This window comes from Neisseria sp. 23W00296 (genome assembly GCF_044772855.1).
Taxonomy (GTDB): Bacteria; Pseudomonadota; Gammaproteobacteria; order Burkholderiales; family Neisseriaceae; genus Neisseria.
Window position 1 is genome coordinate 1,823,817 of record NZ_CP173024.1, and the last position, 18,441, is coordinate 1,842,257.

The window sequence follows — 18,441 nt, forward strand, 5'->3', positions numbered from 1 at the left end:
AGAAAGACCATCTATGACCTGGGAAACCGTAATCGGCTTGGAAATCCACGTCCAGCTCAATACACAATCCAAAATTTTCAGCGGCGCGAGCACCGCCTTCGGCGCCGAGCCCAACGCACACGCCAGCGTGGTGGAATGCGCGCTGCCGGGCACGCTGCCGGTGATGAACCGCGAAGTGGTGGAAAAAGCGATTAAGCTCGGCTTGGCACTGAATGCCAAAATCAACCAGAAAAACGTGTTCGACCGCAAAAACTATTTCTATCCCGATCTGCCCAAAGGCTACCAAATCAGCCAGTTGGACTTACCGATTGTCGAACACGGCAAACTGGAAATTGTCGTGGGCGACGAAGTGAAAACCATCAACGTAACCCGCGCCCACATGGAAGAAGACGCGGGCAAATCGGTGCACGAAGGCTTGAACGGTGCCACCGGCATCGACCTGAACCGCGCCGGTACGCCGCTGTTGGAAGTGGTGTCCGAACCCGAAATGCGCTCCGCTGCTGAAGCCGTGGCCTACGCCAAAGCCTTGCACGGCCTGGTTACTTGGCTGGATATTTGCGACGGCAATATGGCCGAGGGCTCGTTCCGCGTCGATGCCAACGTGTCCGTGCGCCCCAAAGGGCAGGCGGAATTTGGTACGCGCCGCGAGATTAAGAATTTGAATTCATTCCGCTTTTTGGAGCAGGCGATTAACTACGAAGTAGAAGCGCAAATCGAGATTTTGGAAGACGGCGGCAAGGTGCAGCAGGCGACCATGCTGTTTGATCCCGACAAGGGCGAAACCCGCGTGATGCGCCTGAAAGAAGACGCGCACGACTACCGCTATTTCCCCGACCCCGACCTGCTGCCCGTAATCATTTCAGACGGCCAAATGGACAAAGCCCGCGCCGCCATGCCCGAGCTGCCTAAAGAAATGGCGGCGCGTTTTGTAAACGAGTTCGGCGTAAGCGAATACGACGCGCGCCTGCTGACGGCAAGCCGTGCCCAAGCCGCCTTTTTTGAAACCACCGCCCAAAGCAGCGGACAAGGCAAGCTGGTTGCCAACTGGATGAACGGCGAGTTGGCGGCGACGCTGAACAAAGAAGGCTTGGAGCTGGCGCAAAGCCCGATTACCGCCACGCGCCTTGCCGCGCTGGTGGGCAAAATCGCCGACGGCACATTAAGCAGCAAGCTGGCGAAAAAAGCCTTTGAAGCGATGTGGGCGGAACCCGAAGCCACAATCGAACAAATCATTGAAAAACATGGTTTGGTGCAAATCACCGACAGCGGCGCGATTGAAGCGATGGTGGACGAAGTGCTCGCCAACAACGCCAAAGCGGTGGAACAGTTTAAAGCGGGCAACGAAAAAGCGCTGAACGCGATTGTCGGGCAGGTGATGAAAGCCAGCAAAGGCAAGGCGAATCCCGCGCAGGTGCAGGAGTTGGTGAAAGCCAAGCTGGGGTGATGCAGCCTGAAAGCCCAAAGGCAGCCTGAAACCGTTTTCAGGCTGCCTTTGGTACAAGTCTGAAACGTGCTGACTGTTTTGCCGATAATTTTTCAGGCTGCCTGATATAGCGAGTCAAGATGAAAAGATACAAAGCAGCAAACCGCAGACAATACACACGCACGAAAAGACGCAGCAACGCCGCAGATTTTGTGTTGGCTCTATAATTTTAAGAACCGTGGATTAAATTATGAATGTAAACAAAGATTTTTTTCTTGCAAGAGACGGCCATCCGAGCCTGAAACAGTTTTATTTTATTGGCGCGCCATTTGAAAAAGCACTGGATCTCTATTTGAAAAGATTAATGGATTTAAGCGAATTTTATCAGAATTTAAAACCGAAACTATCGTATTTGGATGAGGGATATACCCTCAGTCAGAAATTGGATTTCTTGAATCCGCTTGAGATTACCGGATCATCCAAATATTTATTATTGGAAACACAGTCTGATTGGTCATTGCTAATAGGTAATAACCGGAACGGCACAGACTTTTCAAGTGTGCCGTATCTAGCCTTGCTGTGGAAAATCCAATTATTCACTATGTACTTACGCCCCTATTTTGGCAAAGACGAATTCGGTGCGGTCTCATTTACCCTGTATGAGGGCAGCAAACAGGTTTCCCGTCATGACTGCGAAACCAGAAATGTTATGCTGCATAAAGAAACCAGTCGTGTCGAGTTTATGGAATATGGCACGCCGCTGCCGTTTGAACAAACAGAAAAATACACCGAAAGATTCAAAAAGAACAGGCTAACTGTGGAGATGGTCGAAGAATATTGCAAACATTTAGGCATTTCATTATTTGATTTGGACTTCTACCAGTCTAAAGCTGCCCTAATTGAGATATTGAGAAACAAATAACTTTCGTCTTTTTAAAAAAGCAACCTGAAAGCTGTTTCTAGCGTTTTCAGGCTGCCTTTGCGACAAAAGGAGACGGCAATGAAAGCAAACCAACCGTCCGATATGTGGAAAACCGCACTGAAAATCGCCTATCGCCTGTCTGTTTTGCTACCTGTTTCCTGGTTGGCATGGCATGGTGACGCGGCGGCGGCATAACGCTTGCCCTGCATGTGCCGCTGGCGATAGCGGTATTTTTGATGCTGCAAAACGCGTTTGTCATGCCCTTATCCACGATTGATTCGCAGCGGCATGATGCCGAGCCGCGCCATTTTTCGTCCATGCCATTGGTGGGCGAAATCATGGTTTATCTTTTCAAAATGGCGATGGCGCAAGCGCAAAAATGGCAGCCAAACCATGATTGGCTAGACGTGTAGGCTTGGGTCTTGCTGCCCTTGGCGCTTGCATCTTGGCTGCTTGCGCCGCGGCTGTGGCATCGCTTGGCGAAATGATTTTTCAGGCAGCCTGAAAGCATTGCAAACCCGTTTTCAGGCTGCCTTTGCGACAAAGGAGACGGCAATGAAAGCAAACCGGCAAACCCTGCTGCGCTACCTGCCGCTGGCGCTGTGGCTGCTGATGCTGGCGGCAAACGTGGTCAATGTTTACCTTAACGAGCAATATTGGGCGGCACAGCCGCCGTCCGATTACGCCGCGCAGATGCGGTTTGAAGCGCGCTTGGCATTTGCCCTGATACTGATTTATCTCAGTTTCCCACTCGGCACCGCTGCCGTCTTTTTGCTCTCGTGGCTGACGGAGTGGCTACTGCCCCAATACTGCATGTCGGACAATCCCTACCTTGCCACGGAAGCCTTGGTCTGCGTGCTGTGCTGCAATGGTATGTGGTGCTGCCGCGCCTGTTTCGCCGCTGGAAACGGCGGCGCGATAAGGCAGCCTGAAAGCTGTTTCTGCCGTTTTCAGGCTGCCTTTGCCGCCCTGTCTGATGCTTACCGATAATACGAAAATCCCATATTTTTCTCTCTTTATCAAGCATATTGTCCGGCCTGCTGCTGTTTTGCCAAAGGCCGTCTGAATCCTTTCAGACGGCCTCTTTAACGGAAACCCCGCCATGCCTCCGATGCACAACCGTTTCGACGATTGGCTGACCCGCCGCCGGCCGCGCCCCGATTTGCGCGGCGGGCGGCGGTTTGCCGTCGAATTTTATTTTTTCGGTTTGAAAGAAGCGCGCGCCTGCCTGTTTGCCGGGCTGTTTTTCCTCGCCATGTTCGCCGTGCCGCGCGGCGGGCTGTTCGGCGTCGCCCGCTATGACGTGCTGCTGGTGTTCGCGCTGGCGGTTCAGACGGCCATGTTGGCGCTGAAACTGGAAACGTGGGACGAAGTGAAGGCTGTTACCCTGTTTCATATCGTCGGCTTTGTGCTCGAACTCTTCAAAACCTCGTCGGCCGTCGGCTCGTGGAGCTATCCCGATCCCGCGTTGAGCAAAATCGGCGGTGTGCCGCTGTTTGCCGGATTTATGTATGCGGCGGTTGGCAGCTACATCATTCAGGCGTGGCGGCTTTTCGATTTGAAAATCGAAAGCCATCCGCCCTATTGGCTGGCGACGCTGTGCTCGCTGCTGATTTACGTCAATTTTTTCAGCCACCACTACATCGGCGACTACCGCTGGTATCTCGCCGCCTTCGCCCTCGGCCTCTACGCCCGCACCTCGGTGCGCTTCACGCCCTACGATACCCCGCGCAAAATGCCGCTGCTGCTGGCCTTCGTGCTCATCGGCTTTTTTATTTGGCTGGCGGAAAACATCAGCACCTTCGCCGGCATCTGGCGTTATCCCAACCAAATCGGCGCGTGGTCGGCCGTGCACATCGGCAAATGGAGCTCGTGGGCGCTCTTGGTGATGATGACCTTCACCATCGTCGCCAATCTGAAACACATCAAGCGCACCATTGCCGTATCGAAGGATTAGGCCGTCTGAAAGGCTGAAAGATACAAAAAGGCCGTCTGAAACCCCGTTTTCGGGCCTTCAGACGGCCTCTGTGTTTCAGACGGCCTAATTTCGGTAATCCAACACAAAGCGCGCCCCTTCATCCTGCGCCAGCAGGCGCGCCAGAGCCGGCAGGTTGTCGCGAAGCTGTGCGGCCAGAAGATAGGGCGGGTTGATCAGGAACATGCCGCTGCCGTGCATTCCGAAGCCGTCGGCACGCGGCGTGGCGGCGTGCAGCTCGGCCAGCAGGTAATTGTCGGGCGACAGTTTTTTCAGCTGTTCGGGCAGGCGGCGGCTTTCTTCGCGGCTGAGGCAGGGATACCACAGCAGATAGCAGCCCTGCGCAAAGCGTTTTTGCGCCTCTTTCAGCGTCTGAACCACGCGCGCGTAGTCCTGTTTTTCTTCGTAGGACGGGTCGATTAACACCACGGCGCGGCGGGTCGGCGGCGGCAGCAGGGCAATCAGCCCTTTGAAACCGTCTTCCCGTTTGAGGATGCCGCGCCGTTTCAGCCCCGCCTCACGCATATTGTTTTCCAGCAGGGCAAAATCCGCCGGGTGCAGCTCGAAGAGGCGCAGCTTGTCGTCTGCGCGCGTTTGCGCCTGCGCCAGCCAGGGCGAGCCGCAATAGAGGCTTGCCTGCGGCAGGATGTCTTTCAGACGGCCTCGAAACTGCGCCAAAGGCTCGGGCAGAGCGTCCGCCGCCATCAGACGGGCAATGCCGTCGCGGTATTCGCCGACCTTCTGCGCCTCGCTACCGCCCAAGTCGTACAAACCCGCGCCGCTGTGCGTGTCGACATACCAATAGGGCTTGTCTTTGCGGTTGAAATAATCGAGCACCAGCCAGAGAACGAAATGTTTGAGCACGTCGGCATGGTTGCCCGCATGGAAGGCATGGCGGTAGCTGAGCATAGTAGGGAGGCCGTCTGAAAAAGAAAGGGGCGGATTTTACGGCAAGGGCGGCAAAAAGATAAGGCGGATAATAGGCTTGCCGCCGTTTCTGCTATAAAATACGCGCCTTTGATTTATTGATTTTTTCCTGTGCTTTTCAGACGGCCTAAGGCCGTCTGAAAGCCGTTTGACGAGACAAAACACACTATGAAAACCACCGAACTGCGCCAAAAATTCCTGCAATTTTTCCAATCCAAAGGCCACACCGCCGTCCGCTCGTCGTCATTAGTCCCCCACGACGACCCCACGCTGCTCTTTACCAACGCGGGCATGAACCAGTTTAAAGACGTATTTTTGGGCTTTGACAAACGCCCCTACACCCGCGCTACCACCGCGCAAAAATGCGTACGCGCAGGCGGCAAACACAACGACTTGGAAAACGTCGGCTACACCGCCCGCCACCACACCTTCTTCGAAATGATGGGCAACTTCTCCTTTGGCGATTACTTCAAACGCGACGCCATCCACTTCGCTTGGGAGTTCCTCACTTCCCCCGAATGGCTGAACATCCCCAAAGAAAAACTCTTGGCGACCGTGTATGCCGAAGATGACGAAGCCTACAACATCTGGCTGAACGAAATCGGTATGCCTGCCGAGCGCATCGTCCGCATCGGCGACAACAAAGGTGCGAAATACGCGTCCGACAACTTCTGGCAGATGGGCGACACCGGCCCGTGCGGTCCGTGTTCCGAAATTTTCTACGACCACGGCGAAGAAATTTGGGGCGGCATTCCCGGCAGCCCCGAAGAAGACGGCGACCGCTGGATTGAAATTTGGAACTGCGTGTTCATGCAGTTCAACCGTGACGAGCAAGGCAATATGAACCCGCTGCCCAAACCGTCCGTCGATACCGGCATGGGCTTGGAGCGCATGGCGGCCGTGATGCAGCACGTCCACAGCAACTACGAAATCGACCTGTTCCAAGACCTGCTCAAAGCCGTTGCCCGCGAAACCGGCGCACCGTTCAGCATGGACGAGCCGAGCCTGAAAGTGATTGCCGACCACATCCGCTCCTGCTCCTTCCTGATAGCCGACGGCGTGATGCCGTCCAACGAAGGCCGCGGCTATGTACTGCGCCGCATTATCCGCCGCGCCGTTCGCCACGGTTACAAACTCGGTCAGAAACAAGCGTTTTTCTACAAACTGGTGCCCGATTTGGTGAAAGCGATGGGCGACGCGTATCCCGAGTTGAAAGAAAAACAAGCCCAAATCGAAGAAGCCCTGAAAAACGAAGAAAGCCGCTTCGCCCAAACTTTGGAAACCGGCATGGCTTTGCTGGAAAATGCCTTGACCAAAGGCAGCAACAAACTGGACGGCGAAATTATCTTCAAACTCTACGACACCTACGGCTTCCCATACGATTTGACCGCCGACATCTGCCGCGAACGCAATATTGATTTGGACGAAGAAGGCTTCAACCGCGAAATGGAAGCCCAACGCGCCCGCGCCCGTGCCGCGCAAAACTTCAAAGCCAACGCCCAGCTTGACTACACCGGCGTGGACACCGAGTTCACCGGCTACGAAAAACGCAGCCAAGACACCAAAATCATCGCCTTATACAAAGGCAGCGAAGCCGTGGACGAACTCCAAGCAGGCGAAGCAGGCGTGGTCGTTTTGGAACAAACCCCGTTCTATGCCGAAAGCGGCGGCCAAGTCGGCGACGTAGGCTTCATCTTCGCAGGCGAAAACCGCTTCCGCGTCGAAGACACGCAGAAAATCAAAGCCGCCGTACACGGACAATTCGGCGCAGTCGTTTCAGGTCGTCTGAAAGTGGGCGATGCCGTATCCGCCGAAATCGACAACGACATCCGCAACAGCATCATGCGCAACCACAGCGTTACCCACCTGATGCACAAAGCCCTGCGCGATGTTTTGGGCGCACACGTCGAACAAAAAGGCAGCCTGCAAAACGCCGAGCTGACCCGCTTCGACATCTCCCATCCGCAAGGCATCAGCGCGGAAGAAATCGCCGAAGTCGAACGCCGCGTCAACGCCGCGATTATTGCCAACGTGCCCGTCAAAGTGGAAACCATGTCCATTGAAGACGCGCAAAAATCCGGCGCAATGATGCTCTTCGGCGAAAAATACGGCGACTTCGTCCGCGTGATTACCATGGGCGACTACTCCACCGAACTCTGCGGCGGCACCCACGTCGCCCGCACCGGCGACATCGGCTTCTTCAAAATCATCAGCGAAGGCGGCATCGCCGCAGGCATCCGCCGCGTAGAAGCCATCACCGGCCTTGCCGCACTGGCATGGGCGCAAAACCAAGAAAGCCTGATGAAAAACATCATCGCCGAAGTCAAAGCCCAAACCGAAAAAGACGTACTCGCCAAAATCCAAGCCAACGCCGCAAACGCCAAAGCCTTGGAAAAAGAGCTGGCAAAAGCCAAAGCCGAACTCGCCGTCCACGCAGGCGCCAAACTCTTGGACAACGCCAAAGACTTGGGCGCAGCCAAACTCGTCGCCGCCCAAATCGAAGCCGACGCAGCCGCCCTGCGCGAAATCGTTACCGATTTAACCGGCAAATCCGACAACGCCGTGATTCTTTTGGCGGCAGTAAACGACGGCAAAGTCTCCCTGTGCGCTGGTGTATCCAAACCGCTGACAAACAAAGTGAAAGCCGGCGATTTGGTCAAATTCGCAGCCGAACAAGTCGGCGGCAAAGGCGGCGGCAGACCGGATTTGGCACAGGCAGGGGGGACGGATGCTTCCCAAGTCAGCACAATGCTGGATTCGGCAGAAGGCTGGGTTAGAGAGAAGTTAGCTTAATCCTTTGATTAAATAAGAAAGGTCGTCTGAATTATTTCAGACGACCTCTGTTATAAATTGTTTGAAGGTAAGTAAATGCGTATTAGAAAAGGCCGTTATTTCCTCAGCCGAGTTGTAAAAATCAATCTTTCTCAGGAAAATTTGATAGATGCAATTTGTAATCCTGCAATTATCAAAATTGGAAAATATAACTGGACAATAACGGATATGGTAGACAAAAGGGATGATGAATCTTTACCTTTTATCTATGGTAGATTAGTTAAGTACGCCGATGATACTCAGGACGTAGTGGATGAATATAATCACACACAAGGCCAGTCAATGACAGCAAACCTTGTCAAGGCATCTTCCCCATTTGTTTATTTACCTAGATTTTCTGGATTGTGTTTCTTGCATGTATATAACGGTATAGAGTCCGAAACGTTTCCCCGTAGGTTTAAGAAAATTATAGAGGATGCTCGTAATTTAAAATATAACGATTTATTGATAGAGTGCGATGTAGATGCAATTTCTGATTACGCTTCTTTCCGTAATAAAATCATAATGATTAAAAAAATTACTCAAATTGAAGCTACCGTATCTCCCCCTAATCCTCTGTTTGGCAGAATTTGGAAATCTTTAAAAGAGACCTTGGAAAAAAGGAATACAAGTACACTTAGAATTAATGAGGAAAGCGAAAAAAGAGAAGGATTGAAAACAAATCTTCATGACTTAGTTAATAGTATTGAGAAAAATAATATATCTAATTACAAGCAAGAAGTTGCATTACCTGATGCTGCTATTCTTATGGCAGCAGATGGTTACGGTACAGGAAAAGTTGCAGGGGAGGATAATAATGGAGAAATAATAGAAGTAAGGACTAGAGATGTACAAAAAAGTTTTCTATTTGAAAAAGATCCATCCCCAGATTTCTTAGCACGAAAAGCTAATGAAGAATTTATAAAAGTTAGTGAAGAAAGAAAAATGGAGCATTAAATTTGAAAGAATTTATTAGAACATTTTTTATTAGTTTTGAATTTTTTACAATTTTATTCAGTATATTTGTATATATATTTTTTGGAGGAGTCTTAGGGAATTTGTTAAAGACGATAGCATTAAACGAAGATATGCTTAAATATATTTTGCCCATTCCAGTTGCAATATTCTGCTGGATTTTTAAGGATGGGGGAAAATTTCTCCTTCGTGATACAGAGTATGCAAAAATATTGGTTCACTTAGAAGAATATAAAAAATTAAAAATATGTTTTTATGTTGGCTTTATTTATGCGGTATCTTCGTTAATAATATGTATTATTTCCGCAGTAACTTATCAAAAGACGGCATTGCATACAATAGCTTTTTGTTGTGGCATACTAGTTTTATCAATTGTTGCAATTAGCTTTTATCTCGCTCATGGGGAGATAAAAGACATTTTTGTTAAAAACTCTTCATAATTGCGCATAAGGTTGTTTTGCTAAATCAACGAACTCACAGCAAGTGTGGTTTTGAGTAAGCCATAGCCTGCATTCCCACCAACCGCGTGCGTGGCTACGCCACACACCCTACGCATAAATTACAAGAAACCGAAAATTAATGTGTAGGGTGTGTGCGGTACGCACGCACGCGGTTTTGTTGTTACCGAATGATTCTAAACCATATCGTAATCCAGTCGGCAGCAAACGTAGCTTGGGTCATGACCCAACGAAATCCCCATATTGCCCGTAATCTCAAAGCCGTCTGAGAAATAATTTTCAGACGGCCTCTCTATCGAAAGCAGCCTGCACTTTCAAAAATCGAAGTGCAGGCTGCTTTTCATAAAAATTAGAAAAAAACGCGCAATATTTTTATACTGTACATCATGTAGCAGGCCGTACCTGCTCCCCTGCCAACTTATTGACTGAACGAACAGGAATAACATGCAGACCCCCTCTTCAGAAAAACCGACAGCCGATTATTCGCATCCGTGGCAATACTTTCTACTGGTGTACGCTTTGAGTGCGCCGTTTTGGCTACTGTCTTTGTTTCTCAAACACAGTCCTTTGCCTGATAATTTGCCGCTGACCGACATCGGCGCGGCGCTCACCCCGACGGTTGCCGCCGCGTTACTGCGTTACCGTGAGGGCGGAATGGTCGCGGTGCGCAGCCTGTTTGGCCGTGTGTTTGATTACGGGCGGATCAAGCATTCTGCCTATTTTTGGACGGCAATACTGATTTTTCCCCTGCTTTATCTGCTGACTTATGTCGCGATACGCCAAACAGGACAAACGATACCCACCTTCTCCGTATCGTTTGCGCCGCTTGCCGGTGCGTTCGTCATGTTCTTTATCGCGGCAGTTGCCGAGGAATTGGGCTATGCAGCCTACGCTACGGAAAGTCTGCAACGGCGTTTTACCCCGCTTGTTACGGCGCTGATTATCGGGGTGCCGTGGGCATTGTGGCATTTGCCGTCCATGATTACCGTGGGGCAGTCTGCCGAACTGATCGCATGGGGGCTGGCAGGGACGGTTGCCGTGAGGATTATCTATGTATGGCTGTATAACGGCAGCGGCGGTTCGGTATTTGTATTGATTGCGTGCCACACGGTTGCCAATACCGCGCGCACGGGCTTTCCGGGCGGACGGGCGGCATATGAAAACGGCAACGGTATGATTCCATACGGAGTTATCATCATTGCGGCGGCAATTGTGATGGTGTTTTGGCGTAAGGCGATGTGTTCATCTGATAGCAAGCAGGCGTAGGCCGGGCCATATTCCAACAAAACCTTCAATCCTGCCAAGATATTGGAATTTATCAATCCAACCTATGACGGCACGCCTTGGGTTAGAATAGGATTGTTTCGTTTGTAACCGGACAGGAGAAAACCATGAGAGTAACGAGTGCGGCCATTGTTAATGGTGAGTTTGAAGATAAATACGGCAAGCGGGGCGGGCAGTTTAGTCCGAACGGGATGCCGACTTATTCGGTGCCGTTTGAGATCAGCGGTGCGCCGGAGGGGACGAAATCGTTTGCCGTGGTGCTGGAAGACAAGGATGCCGTTACCGCCAGCGGTTTTGTGTGGATTCATTGGCTGATTGCCGATTTGACGCGCACGTCGGTGGCGGAAAACGACAGTATTTCGGCCACGGATTATGTGCAGGGCGCGAACAGTTGGGCGAGCGTGCTGGGCAAACTCAGTATCGAAGAGGCGTCAAGCTACGGCGGTATGGCGCCGCCCAACTGCCGCCACCGCTACGAGCTGATTGTTTATGCGCTCGACACCAAGCTCAATCTGCCGCAGGGCTTCCGTTTCAACGACTTGCACTTTGCGATGCAGGGCCATGTGTTGGCGAGTGCTTCGGTGATGGGCACTTATGATGTGTGAGGCCGTCTGAAAACAGGCGGTGCGGTCGCACCATGTTCCGAGAGGCCGTCTGAAAAGGTTTTCAGACGGCCTCCTGCGCTATAATCGGCTGCCTTTCGGCTGTGTGTTTCAGGCCGTCTGAAAGCGTTTCAGACGGCCTCTTCAAAAAGGAAAAAACATGATTACCCCCCAACAGGCCATCGAACGCCTGATCAGCAACAACGAGCTTTTCTACGACGAAATGACCGACCTGATGCGCCAAATCATGAGCGGCCAAGTCGCCCCCGAGCAGATAGCCGCCATCATGACCGGCCTGCGCATCAAAGTGGAAACCGTGTCGGAAATCACCGCCGCCGCCGCCGTGATGCGCGAGTTTGCCGCCAAAGTGCCCGTATCGGATGCGGAAAACCTGGTCGACGTGGTCGGCACGGGCGGCGACGGCGCGAAAACCTTCAATATCTCCACCACCGCCATGTTCGTTGCCGCCGCAGCGGGCGCGAAAGTAGCCAAACACGGAGGCCGCTCCGTTTCTTCGTCCAGCGGCGCGGCCGACGTGCTCGAAAGCATGGGCGCCAACCTCGGCCTGACGCCCGAACAAATCGCGCAGGGCATAGAACAAACCGGCATCGGCTTTATGTTCGCGCAAAACCACCACACCGCCATGCGCCACGTCGCCCCCGTGCGCCGCTCGCTGGGTTTCCGCAGCATTTTCAACATCCTCGGCCCGCTTACCAACCCCGCAGGCGCGGCCAACCAGCTTTTGGGCGTGTTCCATACCGACCTGTGCGGCATCCTGTCGCGCGTTTTGCAACAGCTCGGTTCGCGCCACGTCCTCGTCGTCTGCGGCAGCGACGGCCTCGACGAAATCACCCTCACCGGTAGCACCCGCGTGGCCGAACTGAAAGACGGCCGCATCAGCGAATACGACATCCGTCCCGAAGATTTCGGCATCGCCGCACGCCGCAACCTCGATGAAATCCGCGTTGAAGACAGCGGGCAGTCGCTGGCGAAAATGAACGAAGTGCTCGGCGGACAACACGGCGCAGCGCGCGACATCGTCCTGCTCAACGCCGCCGCCACCCTCTACGCGGGCAACACCGTCCCCGACATCGCCCAAGGCATCGAAGCCGCCCGCACCGCCATCGATTCGGGCAAGGCCGAAGCAAAACGGCAGGAGTTTCTGGCTTTCGGTCAGCAGTTTGCCTGACGGGTTTGCCGGTAGAAAAAGGCCGTCTGAAGATTTTCAGACGGCCTTTGGGCTTTCCATCCTTTTGTTTTGCCGACATCCATATTAAAAAAGCAAAAAGGCCGTCTGAAAACCCGAAATCAGCTTTCAGACGGCCTTTTTGTCTGCCCGCCCCACCCTTTCAGACGGCCTCTTCCGTTTCCCCCAAGCGATCGCGCAGCCACTGCTGTGCGGGGTCGGCATGGCTGCGTTCGTGCCAGACGAGAAGTTTGTCGTAGCTGCCGACGGCAAAAGGCAGATCGCGCACGGCAAGATCGGTTTCGTGCCGCACTAGGCGCGAGGGGACGACGGCGAACAAATCGCTTTGGCGCAAAATGGCGGGAATCTGCGCGAAGCCCTGCACGGATACGGCGACGCGGCGAGCGTGGCCGGTTTGCGCCAAGGCTTCATCGACTGCGCCGGAGAAGCCGCCGCCGTAAAACGAGCCGAGTATGAAATCTTGGGCGCAGAAGGTGTCGGTGTTCCAAGTTTGCTTTAAAACAGGGTGGTTGCGGCGCATGGCGCAGACGAAGTGTTCGCGGTAGAGCACTTTGTAGCGCAGCCTCTCGGGCGCGGCGACGTGGGCGGCAATCGCGGCATCCAGCGCGCCCTGCGAGAGCCGCTCTTCCATCTGCTCGTGTTGCAGGCTGAAAATGCGGTTTTCACGTTGGGCGCAAGGGTTTGGATTTTCTGTAAAAACGGCAGCGCAATCGAGGCAAAAGCGTTGTCGGTAATGCCGATTTTAAACACGGTATCCAGCGCGGCGGGGTCAAATGCGGCAGGTTGAACCAGCGCGTCGATGTCGCTCAAAATCCGCGCCAGCGGTGCGGCCAAAGCGCGGGCGCGCTCGGTAGGCACCATGCCCTGCGGCGTGCGCACCAAAAGCGGGTCGTCAAAATGATGGCGCAAACGCGCGAGCATGCCGCTGACCGCCGGCTGCGTAAGCGACAAACGCGCCGCCGCGCGGGTAACGCTCTGTTCTTCAATCGGGCGTGCAGGGTTTTGAGCAGGTTTAAATCGAGATTGGCGGGCATGGAGGGGTTTCCGTGGTGGGGTGGGCTGCCGCGTTTTCAGGCTGCCTTGTGCGTTTCCAAAACCAAATGCAAACATAAGGCCGTCTGAAAACCGGTTTGAGCTTTTCAGACGGCCTTTGGCATCAGCAGACAAACGCATCAGATTTCGCCGAACGGATTAAACAGCGGCACCTGCAAATCGGCAAAATCCCGCGTGTTGCGCGTTACCAAAGTCAAACCGTGGCGGATGGCACTGGCGGCAATCAGCGCGTCGTTGTAGGGGCGGCGGTCGGGGATGTGCAGGCGGGCGCAGACGCGGGCGGTGTGGCGGTCAACGGGCAGGATGCGCGTGTCGAAAGTGGGCAGTACCGTGCCTTCCAGCCAGTTTTCCAAACGCGCAAACTGCGCTTCGTCGCTGCGATGGCGCACGCGCAAAATGCCCTGCTCGATTTCCAGCAGGGTGATGACGCTGAGGTAGCAGCGGTCAAAATCCACGCGCTCCGCCCACGCAGCCACGGCGGGATGGGCTTTGCCCTGGCTGATTTTGCGGATTTCCGATAATACATTGGTATCCAGCAGATACATCAGAAATCCACCTCGCGCTGAACGATGGGGCAGCGGGGGAACTCCACTTCAATCCAGTCGGATTCGGGGTCGCTCAATTTTTGTGCCAAACTCGGTTTGCCCGCTTGCAGCGACTGATACGCCGCATAATTCATCAACACATAAGCCGGTTCGCCGCGGTCGGTAATGCACACGGGCGCGGTGTCGCTCATGTTTTTGGCTTTGGCCACGTTTTGGTTAAATTCGCGGCTGCTGATGGTTTGCATGATGGTCTCCTGATGGTTGTAGCAACGTGCAAGCATTGTAGCACGGTTTGGGAAAAGCGTTTTCAGGCTGCCTTTGATGAATTTTTCTCACAACCGTTACCAGAAATCCCCCGTTTTTCTCAAACAACAAACCCCGTATCATCCGCCCATTCCCATTCAATACGCAGGGCAAACCCAGTGAAATCCGTGAAAACCCTTTTATCCACCGCTGTTATCAGCACACTTTTATTCGGAGCAAACGCCATGGCCGCAGACTACCGCAGCAATCCCTTCACGCTGACTTACGACAACGCCATCACGCAAAACGTGAAAGGCAAAGTCAACATCCATCCCGTGAAATACACGCAAAAGCATACGGGCATTGAAGTTGCCGCCAATGTCTATACGCCCGCCAATTTTGACCCCGCCAAAAAATACCCCGCCATCGTCGTTGCCCATCCGAATGGCGGCGTGAAAGAGCAGGTCGCAGGCTTGTATGCGCAAAAACTTGCCGAGCAGGGCTACATCACCATCGCTTTTGACGCCGCCTATCAGGGCGCAAGCGGCGGCAGCCCGCGCTACACCGATAAACCGCAAAACCGCATTGAAGACATCCGCGCTGCTGCCGACTTTATCAGCCAATATCAAGGCGCCGATGCCGATGACTTGGGCTTGCTCGGCATTTGCGGCGGCGGCGGTTATTCCATCAAAGCCGCGCAGACCGACAAACGCTTCAAAGCCGTGGCAACCATCAGCATGTTTAACACGGGCGACGCGCGGCGCAACGGCTATATGCGCTCGCAAAAAGACACCATCCAACAGCGTTTGCAGGCAGCCGCCGAAGCGCGTCAAAAAGAAGCAGCCACGGGCGAAGTCGCCTACACGCCGCCCTTTGGCGCGGGCATGACCCCCGAGCAGGTGGCCGCCATCAAAGTGGATTTGTACCGCCAAGGCTACGAGTATTACGCACAAAGCCACTTCCACCCCAATTCGCAAACCAATTCCACCGTCGCCAGCCTTGCCGATTTGATGGAATTCGACGTAAACACCAACGTGGATTTGATTAACCAGCCGCTGTTGATGATTGCGGGCGACAAGGCGGATTCCCTGTATATGACCGAAGAAGTGTTCAAAAACGCCACGGGCACGCAAAACAAAGAGCTGTTTAAAATCAAAGGCGCAACGCATATCGAGACCTATTGGAAGCCCGAATATGTGAAGCAGATTGCCGACAAGCTGACCGATTTCTTTGGCAAAAACCTGAAATAGGCAGCCTGAAACGCAAAAAGGCCGTCTGAAACGCTTTCAGACGGCCTTTGTCTGCCCCGCCATTGTTTTCAGGCTGCCTGAAAAGCCGTCTGAAACACCCGCACGAAAGCCCATTATGAAATCCATCCTGCTTGTCCTTTCCCTATTCGCCGCCGTGCCCGCACAGGGAAAAGATTTGATTGTTTATCTAAGCCGCAGCCACAACACCGAAGCCGTCGCCAAAATCATTCAATCGGAAACGGGCGGCGATTTGGTTGCCATCGAACTGCAAACCCCATATCCCGCCGATTACCGCGCCACCGTTGAACAAGTACAGCGCGAAAACGAACGCGGCTACCTGCCGCCGCTGAAAACCCGTATCAGCCCTGCGCAGTACGACCGCATTTTTATCGGCTTCCCCACTTGGGGTATGCGCCTGCCGCCACCTGTGAAAAGCCTGCTCGCCGCCCACGATTTTGGCGGCAAAACCGTCATCCCCTTCAACACCAATGCGGGTTACGGCATCGGCAGCAGCTTTGACGAACTGCGCCGTTTGTGCCGCAACTGCCGCGTCGCTGAAGGCTATGCCACCGAAGGCGGCAAAGAGCGTGACGGGATTTTGTTTGTGATGCAGGGCGAAAAAGCGCAGCAGACACGCAGCCAAATCCGCCGCTGGCTGCAAAAGCTCAAATAAACGTTTTCAGGCTGCCTCAGTCTTCAATTTACCTAAACAACATAAGGAAAATAAAAGGGGCTGTACTAGATAAGCCCTAAATTCCACACCACCGGCGCAGCACTTTAAGCTGCTCGGAGGGTGTGCCAAAGTTAAAACGGAACTCGCATTCTTTCAAGAAAAGCGGGAAAGATTTACGGTCGATTCCATTGTATTTGCGCAGTACGCGCTTTGCCTGATTCCAGAAATTTTCAATGCCGTTGATATGGTTTTGTCTGTCGGCAAACAGCTTGCTGTAGTTGATACGGTGGTGGGTAAATCCGCTTACATCCAACACATCATAGCTGCTCAAACAATCCGTATAGACAATACTGTACTGCCACCTTTCCTGCCGCACCGCGTCCGCGTTTGCCTTTGCGGTGTCCGCCAAAATAACTCTCGTCCAACTCAATTGAGCCGTCAAAAATCGTATCGGCTTCCAATGAAAGATGATGGCTGATGACTTCGCGAATCTTGCGGTAAAACAGCACTGCCGAATTGGGGTGGATGCCCAATAAATCAGCTGCTGAACGGGCAGTAACTTCGAGTACAAAAAACTGAAGCAGTTTCTTTTGAATACTCTTTTTTAGTTTACAACGGGTTATCTTCATTTTTGCAGTCTAACATGACTGCTTATCTAGTACAGCCCCTAGCGAAATCCGCCCCGCGCTGCTGATGAATAAGGGCGGGGCGCAGTTTGAGGTGGAATGAGGAGCCTGAAAACCGATTGCCGCCGCCGCCAAACTCCATCGCAACGGTTTACGCTGTTTTGCCGATTCCGTACATTTTTCCCGACTGTGCCTCCTTATAATGCCGCGCATCCGGCAAGTGCCGGTGTTGTATGAAAAGGAAATGACATGACAGCCAAGAAAACGTTTGCCGCCGCGCTGACCGCTGCCGCCCTGCTGGCCTTTGCTGCCACGCCCGCGCAGGCACGCGGCACGGCCAACCGCACCAAAGCCACGCTGGCCGGTGCGGCCGCAGGAGCGGCACTGGGCGGCGCAATCGGCGGCGACAGCCAGAGCATTCTGCTGGGTGCGGCCGCCGGCGGACTGGCGGGCAATGCCTATGCCTACCACAACAAAGAAATGAACCGCAAAGACGAAGAGATCGAACGCGGACGCCGCTACCGAGAATGGCGCGAAAGCCGCCGCCGCGACCGGTATGACGACCGTGCGGGCTTCCGTCCGCACCGCCACCGCCATCACGATTTCCGCCACGGTTGGGACTGAGCGGACGGACATTCCCGCCGCTATCGCCAAAGGCCGTCTGAAACCCGTTTTCAGACGGCCTTCAGCCTGTCCGGGCGGCGTTTCAGACGGCCCCATCACGCCGCGCGATAAAGCGGCCATGTGATTACCACCTCGTCCGTGGCGGGCTTGAAGGTTTACCCCGGCGCGGCGGTGTATTGCGGCACCAAATGGGCGGTACGCGCGATTATGGAAGCCCTGCGCATGGAATCGGCGCAAGCGGGCACGCACATCCGCACCGCCACAATCTGCCCCGCCGCCGTTCAGTCCGAGCTGGTGAGCCACATCACCGACGAGGGCACGTCCAAAGGCTACCGCGAGCTGTACGACAACTACGAAATCCCCGCCGAGCGCGTGACCAATGTCGTAGCCTTTGCCCTGTCGCAACCCGATGACACCAACGTGAGCGAGTTCACCATCGGCCCGACTACGCAGCCGTGGTAAGCAAGATGTCGGGCATAAATGCCCGACCTACCGCTTGGGTGGTTTTCAGGCTGCCTGCCCGCATCATGTGACGGCAGCCTGAAAGCCCGAAGGCCGTCTGAAACCCTTTCAGACGGCCTTATAGAAGCAATGCCCCGCTTCCCAACCCAAAAGCCGACTATAAACACTGTTAAAAAACGAATTTACATCCGCCGGATTCTGTTTCTAATTCTGCTGCTGGCCGCTTTTCGGCTGGGCATGGCGGTGCAGGCATGGCTCTACGACGATCTGTGCCTGGACTTGGGCGGCGGTGCAAACCATCCCGACGCGGGCGTGTCTTTTCCCATCTGCGTGCTCGATTTCGAAACCTACCGCGAACGGCATGCGAGATAAGGCCGCCTG

Annotated in this window: 21 protein-coding genes and 1 pseudogene; 16 read left to right on the forward strand and 6 right to left on the reverse strand. The window is 53.8% G+C overall.

The genetic code is table 11. From position 1 onward, the window contains the following. The first annotated feature begins 13 nt into the window (after positions 1 to 13). From gatB to ACG2K1_RS09040, 5 genes are all read left to right on the forward strand, one after another. Positions 14 to 1,444, forward strand: a complete 1,431-nt coding sequence (gene gatB / locus ACG2K1_RS09020) for an Asp-tRNA(Asn)/Glu-tRNA(Gln) amidotransferase subunit GatB (RefSeq protein ID WP_395428725.1) — start codon at positions 14 to 16, stop codon at positions 1,442 to 1,444. Between the two features lie 229 nt (positions 1,445 to 1,673). Continuing rightward, positions 1,674 to 2,345 carry a hypothetical protein gene (locus tag ACG2K1_RS09025; protein WP_395428724.1) on the forward strand — a complete coding sequence of 224 codons (672 nt, stop codon included), beginning with the start codon at positions 1,674 to 1,676 and terminating at the stop codon, positions 2,343 to 2,345. A 257-nt stretch (positions 2,346 to 2,602) separates the two neighbouring features. Beyond that, a complete protein-coding gene (locus tag ACG2K1_RS09030) occupies positions 2,603 to 2,758 on the forward strand; it encodes a hypothetical protein (protein ID WP_395428723.1) in 156 nt (51 codons plus the stop codon). Positions 2,759 to 2,900: 142 nt separating this feature from the next. Then, positions 2,901 to 3,335 carry a hypothetical protein gene (locus ACG2K1_RS09035; RefSeq protein WP_395428722.1) on the forward strand — a complete coding sequence of 145 codons (435 nt, stop codon included), beginning with the start codon at positions 2,901 to 2,903 and terminating at the stop codon, positions 3,333 to 3,335. A gap of 112 nt (positions 3,336 to 3,447) precedes the next feature. Next, positions 3,448 to 4,302 carry a DUF817 domain-containing protein gene (locus ACG2K1_RS09040; RefSeq protein ID WP_395428721.1) on the forward strand — a complete coding sequence of 285 codons (855 nt, stop codon included), beginning with the start codon at positions 3,448 to 3,450 and terminating at the stop codon, positions 4,300 to 4,302. 84 nt (positions 4,303 to 4,386) lie between these two features. Here the strand turns inward: ACG2K1_RS09040 and ACG2K1_RS09045 are convergent, their stop codons facing one another. Next, entirely contained in the window at positions 4,387 to 5,229 is an 843-nt protein-coding gene (locus tag ACG2K1_RS09045) for a 23S rRNA (adenine(2030)-N(6))-methyltransferase RlmJ (protein ID WP_009425892.1), read from the reverse strand. A 186-nt stretch (positions 5,230 to 5,415) separates the two neighbouring features. Here ACG2K1_RS09045 and alaS point away from each other — a divergent pair, with 186 nt between their 5' ends. The 6 genes from alaS (at position 5,416) to trpD (ending at position 12,566) form a co-directional block, all read left to right on the forward strand. Further along, on the forward strand, positions 5,416 to 8,040 hold the full coding sequence (alaS, locus tag ACG2K1_RS09050; protein ID WP_395428720.1) for an alanine--tRNA ligase: 2,625 nt from the start codon (positions 5,416 to 5,418) through the stop codon (positions 8,038 to 8,040). 75 nt (positions 8,041 to 8,115) lie between these two features. After that, complete coding sequence (locus tag ACG2K1_RS09055; protein WP_395428719.1) at positions 8,116 to 9,015, forward strand: hypothetical protein; 900 nt, start codon at positions 8,116 to 8,118, stop codon at positions 9,013 to 9,015. Positions 9,016 to 9,017: 2 nt separating this feature from the next. Continuing rightward, entirely contained in the window at positions 9,018 to 9,473 is a 456-nt protein-coding gene (locus tag ACG2K1_RS09060; protein WP_395428718.1) for a hypothetical protein, read from the forward strand. A gap of 462 nt (positions 9,474 to 9,935) precedes the next feature. After that, on the forward strand, positions 9,936 to 10,757 hold the full coding sequence (locus tag ACG2K1_RS09065; protein WP_395428717.1) for a CPBP family intramembrane glutamic endopeptidase: 822 nt from the start codon (positions 9,936 to 9,938) through the stop codon (positions 10,755 to 10,757). Positions 10,758 to 10,882: 125 nt separating this feature from the next. Further along, entirely contained in the window at positions 10,883 to 11,380 is a 498-nt protein-coding gene (locus ACG2K1_RS09070; protein WP_395428716.1) for a YbhB/YbcL family Raf kinase inhibitor-like protein, read from the forward strand. A gap of 157 nt (positions 11,381 to 11,537) precedes the next feature. Further along, positions 11,538 to 12,566 (forward strand): anthranilate phosphoribosyltransferase, encoded by a 1,029-nt coding sequence (trpD, locus tag ACG2K1_RS09075; RefSeq protein ID WP_009425900.1) that lies wholly within the window; start codon positions 11,538 to 11,540, stop codon positions 12,564 to 12,566. Positions 12,567 to 12,726: 160 nt separating this feature from the next. On the opposite strand, the gene ACG2K1_RS09080 is transcribed toward trpD, so the two are convergent. Genes ACG2K1_RS09080 through ACG2K1_RS09095 form a run of 4 tightly spaced genes read right to left on the reverse strand, consistent with a single transcriptional unit; the run spans position 12,727 to position 14,427 of the window. Continuing rightward, complete coding sequence (locus ACG2K1_RS09080; RefSeq protein ID WP_395428789.1) at positions 12,727 to 13,188, reverse strand: LysR substrate-binding domain-containing protein; 462 nt, start codon at positions 13,186 to 13,188, stop codon at positions 12,727 to 12,729. Next, the gene (locus ACG2K1_RS09085; RefSeq protein WP_402835931.1) at positions 13,080 to 13,757 is read right to left on the reverse strand and encodes a LysR family transcriptional regulator; all 678 of its coding nucleotides are present in this window, start codon (positions 13,755 to 13,757) and stop codon (positions 13,080 to 13,082) included. Before ACG2K1_RS09085 ends, ACG2K1_RS09080 begins: the two co-directional genes overlap by 109 nt. After that, a complete protein-coding gene (locus tag ACG2K1_RS09090; protein WP_238746020.1) occupies positions 13,757 to 14,182 on the reverse strand; it encodes a type II toxin-antitoxin system VapC family toxin in 426 nt (141 codons plus the stop codon). The genes ACG2K1_RS09085 and ACG2K1_RS09090 overlap by 1 nt, the downstream gene beginning before the upstream one ends. Continuing rightward, positions 14,182 to 14,427 carry a type II toxin-antitoxin system Phd/YefM family antitoxin gene (locus ACG2K1_RS09095; RefSeq protein ID WP_238746018.1) on the reverse strand — a complete coding sequence of 82 codons (246 nt, stop codon included), beginning with the start codon at positions 14,425 to 14,427 and terminating at the stop codon, positions 14,182 to 14,184. The genes ACG2K1_RS09090 and ACG2K1_RS09095 overlap by 1 nt, the downstream gene beginning before the upstream one ends. A gap of 243 nt (positions 14,428 to 14,670) precedes the next feature. Between ACG2K1_RS09095 and ACG2K1_RS09100 the strand changes: the two genes are divergently transcribed. Together ACG2K1_RS09100 and ACG2K1_RS09105 are read left to right on the forward strand one after the other, a co-directional pair. After that, positions 14,671 to 15,675: an alpha/beta hydrolase gene (locus ACG2K1_RS09100; protein ID WP_395428714.1), complete on the forward strand. Its 1,005-nt coding sequence runs from the start codon at positions 14,671 to 14,673 to the stop codon at positions 15,673 to 15,675. Positions 15,676 to 15,790: 115 nt separating this feature from the next. Beyond that, entirely contained in the window at positions 15,791 to 16,348 is a 558-nt protein-coding gene (locus ACG2K1_RS09105; RefSeq protein WP_009425907.1) for a flavodoxin, read from the forward strand. A 76-nt stretch (positions 16,349 to 16,424) separates the two neighbouring features. Here the strand turns inward: ACG2K1_RS09105 and ACG2K1_RS09110 are convergent. After that, positions 16,425 to 16,977 (reverse strand): annotated as a pseudogene (locus ACG2K1_RS09110) (transposase). Between the two features lie 246 nt (positions 16,978 to 17,223). On the opposite strand from ACG2K1_RS09110, the gene ACG2K1_RS09115 reads away from it, so the two are divergent. The 3 genes from ACG2K1_RS09115 to ACG2K1_RS09125 all read left to right on the forward strand — a co-directional run bounded on the left by ACG2K1_RS09115 (position 17,224) and on the right by ACG2K1_RS09125 (position 18,432). After that, positions 17,224 to 17,598, forward strand: coding sequence for a glycine zipper domain-containing protein (locus tag ACG2K1_RS09115; RefSeq protein WP_009426187.1), 375 nt, complete (start codon positions 17,224 to 17,226; stop codon positions 17,596 to 17,598). A gap of 120 nt (positions 17,599 to 17,718) precedes the next feature. Beyond that, entirely contained in the window at positions 17,719 to 18,060 is a 342-nt protein-coding gene (locus tag ACG2K1_RS09120; RefSeq protein ID WP_395428713.1) for an SDR family oxidoreductase, read from the forward strand. 129 nt (positions 18,061 to 18,189) lie between these two features. Next, positions 18,190 to 18,432 (forward strand): hypothetical protein, encoded by a 243-nt coding sequence (locus ACG2K1_RS09125; RefSeq protein WP_009426189.1) that lies wholly within the window; start codon positions 18,190 to 18,192, stop codon positions 18,430 to 18,432. Positions 18,433 to 18,441 lie beyond the last annotated feature (9 nt).

Excerpts from the sequence above, each read along its gene's own strand:
- gatB (WP_395428725.1), top strand. The coding sequence starts at position 14 with ATGACCTGGGAAACCGTAATCGGCTTGGAAATCCACGTCCAGCTCAAT.
- ACG2K1_RS09025 (WP_395428724.1), top strand. The coding sequence starts at position 1,674 with ATGAATGTAAACAAAGATTTTTTTCTTGCAAGAGACGGCCATCCGAGC.
- ACG2K1_RS09030 (WP_395428723.1), top strand. The coding sequence starts at position 2,603 with ATGCCCTTATCCACGATTGATTCGCAGCGGCATGATGCCGAGCCGCGC.
- ACG2K1_RS09035 (WP_395428722.1), top strand. The coding sequence starts at position 2,901 with ATGAAAGCAAACCGGCAAACCCTGCTGCGCTACCTGCCGCTGGCGCTG.
- ACG2K1_RS09040 (WP_395428721.1), top strand. The coding sequence starts at position 3,448 with ATGCCTCCGATGCACAACCGTTTCGACGATTGGCTGACCCGCCGCCGG.
- ACG2K1_RS09045 (WP_009425892.1), bottom strand. The coding sequence starts at position 5,229 with ATGCTCAGCTACCGCCATGCCTTCCATGCGGGCAACCATGCCGACGTG.
- alaS (WP_395428720.1), top strand. The coding sequence starts at position 5,416 with ATGAAAACCACCGAACTGCGCCAAAAATTCCTGCAATTTTTCCAATCC.
- ACG2K1_RS09055 (WP_395428719.1), top strand. The coding sequence starts at position 8,116 with ATGCGTATTAGAAAAGGCCGTTATTTCCTCAGCCGAGTTGTAAAAATC.
- ACG2K1_RS09065 (WP_395428717.1), top strand. The coding sequence starts at position 9,936 with ATGCAGACCCCCTCTTCAGAAAAACCGACAGCCGATTATTCGCATCCG.
- ACG2K1_RS09070 (WP_395428716.1), top strand. The coding sequence starts at position 10,883 with ATGAGAGTAACGAGTGCGGCCATTGTTAATGGTGAGTTTGAAGATAAA.
- trpD (WP_009425900.1), top strand. The coding sequence starts at position 11,538 with ATGATTACCCCCCAACAGGCCATCGAACGCCTGATCAGCAACAACGAG.
- ACG2K1_RS09085 (WP_402835931.1), bottom strand. The coding sequence starts at position 13,757 with ATGCGTTTGTCTGCTGATGCCAAAGGCCGTCTGAAAAGCTCAAACCGG.
- ACG2K1_RS09090 (WP_238746020.1), bottom strand. The coding sequence starts at position 14,182 with ATGTATCTGCTGGATACCAATGTATTATCGGAAATCCGCAAAATCAGC.
- ACG2K1_RS09095 (WP_238746018.1), bottom strand. The coding sequence starts at position 14,427 with ATGCAAACCATCAGCAGCCGCGAATTTAACCAAAACGTGGCCAAAGCC.
- ACG2K1_RS09100 (WP_395428714.1), top strand. The coding sequence starts at position 14,671 with ATGGCCGCAGACTACCGCAGCAATCCCTTCACGCTGACTTACGACAAC.
- ACG2K1_RS09105 (WP_009425907.1), top strand. The coding sequence starts at position 15,791 with ATGAAATCCATCCTGCTTGTCCTTTCCCTATTCGCCGCCGTGCCCGCA.
- ACG2K1_RS09115 (WP_009426187.1), top strand. The coding sequence starts at position 17,224 with ATGACAGCCAAGAAAACGTTTGCCGCCGCGCTGACCGCTGCCGCCCTG.
- ACG2K1_RS09125 (WP_009426189.1), top strand. The coding sequence starts at position 18,190 with ATGCCCCGCTTCCCAACCCAAAAGCCGACTATAAACACTGTTAAAAAA.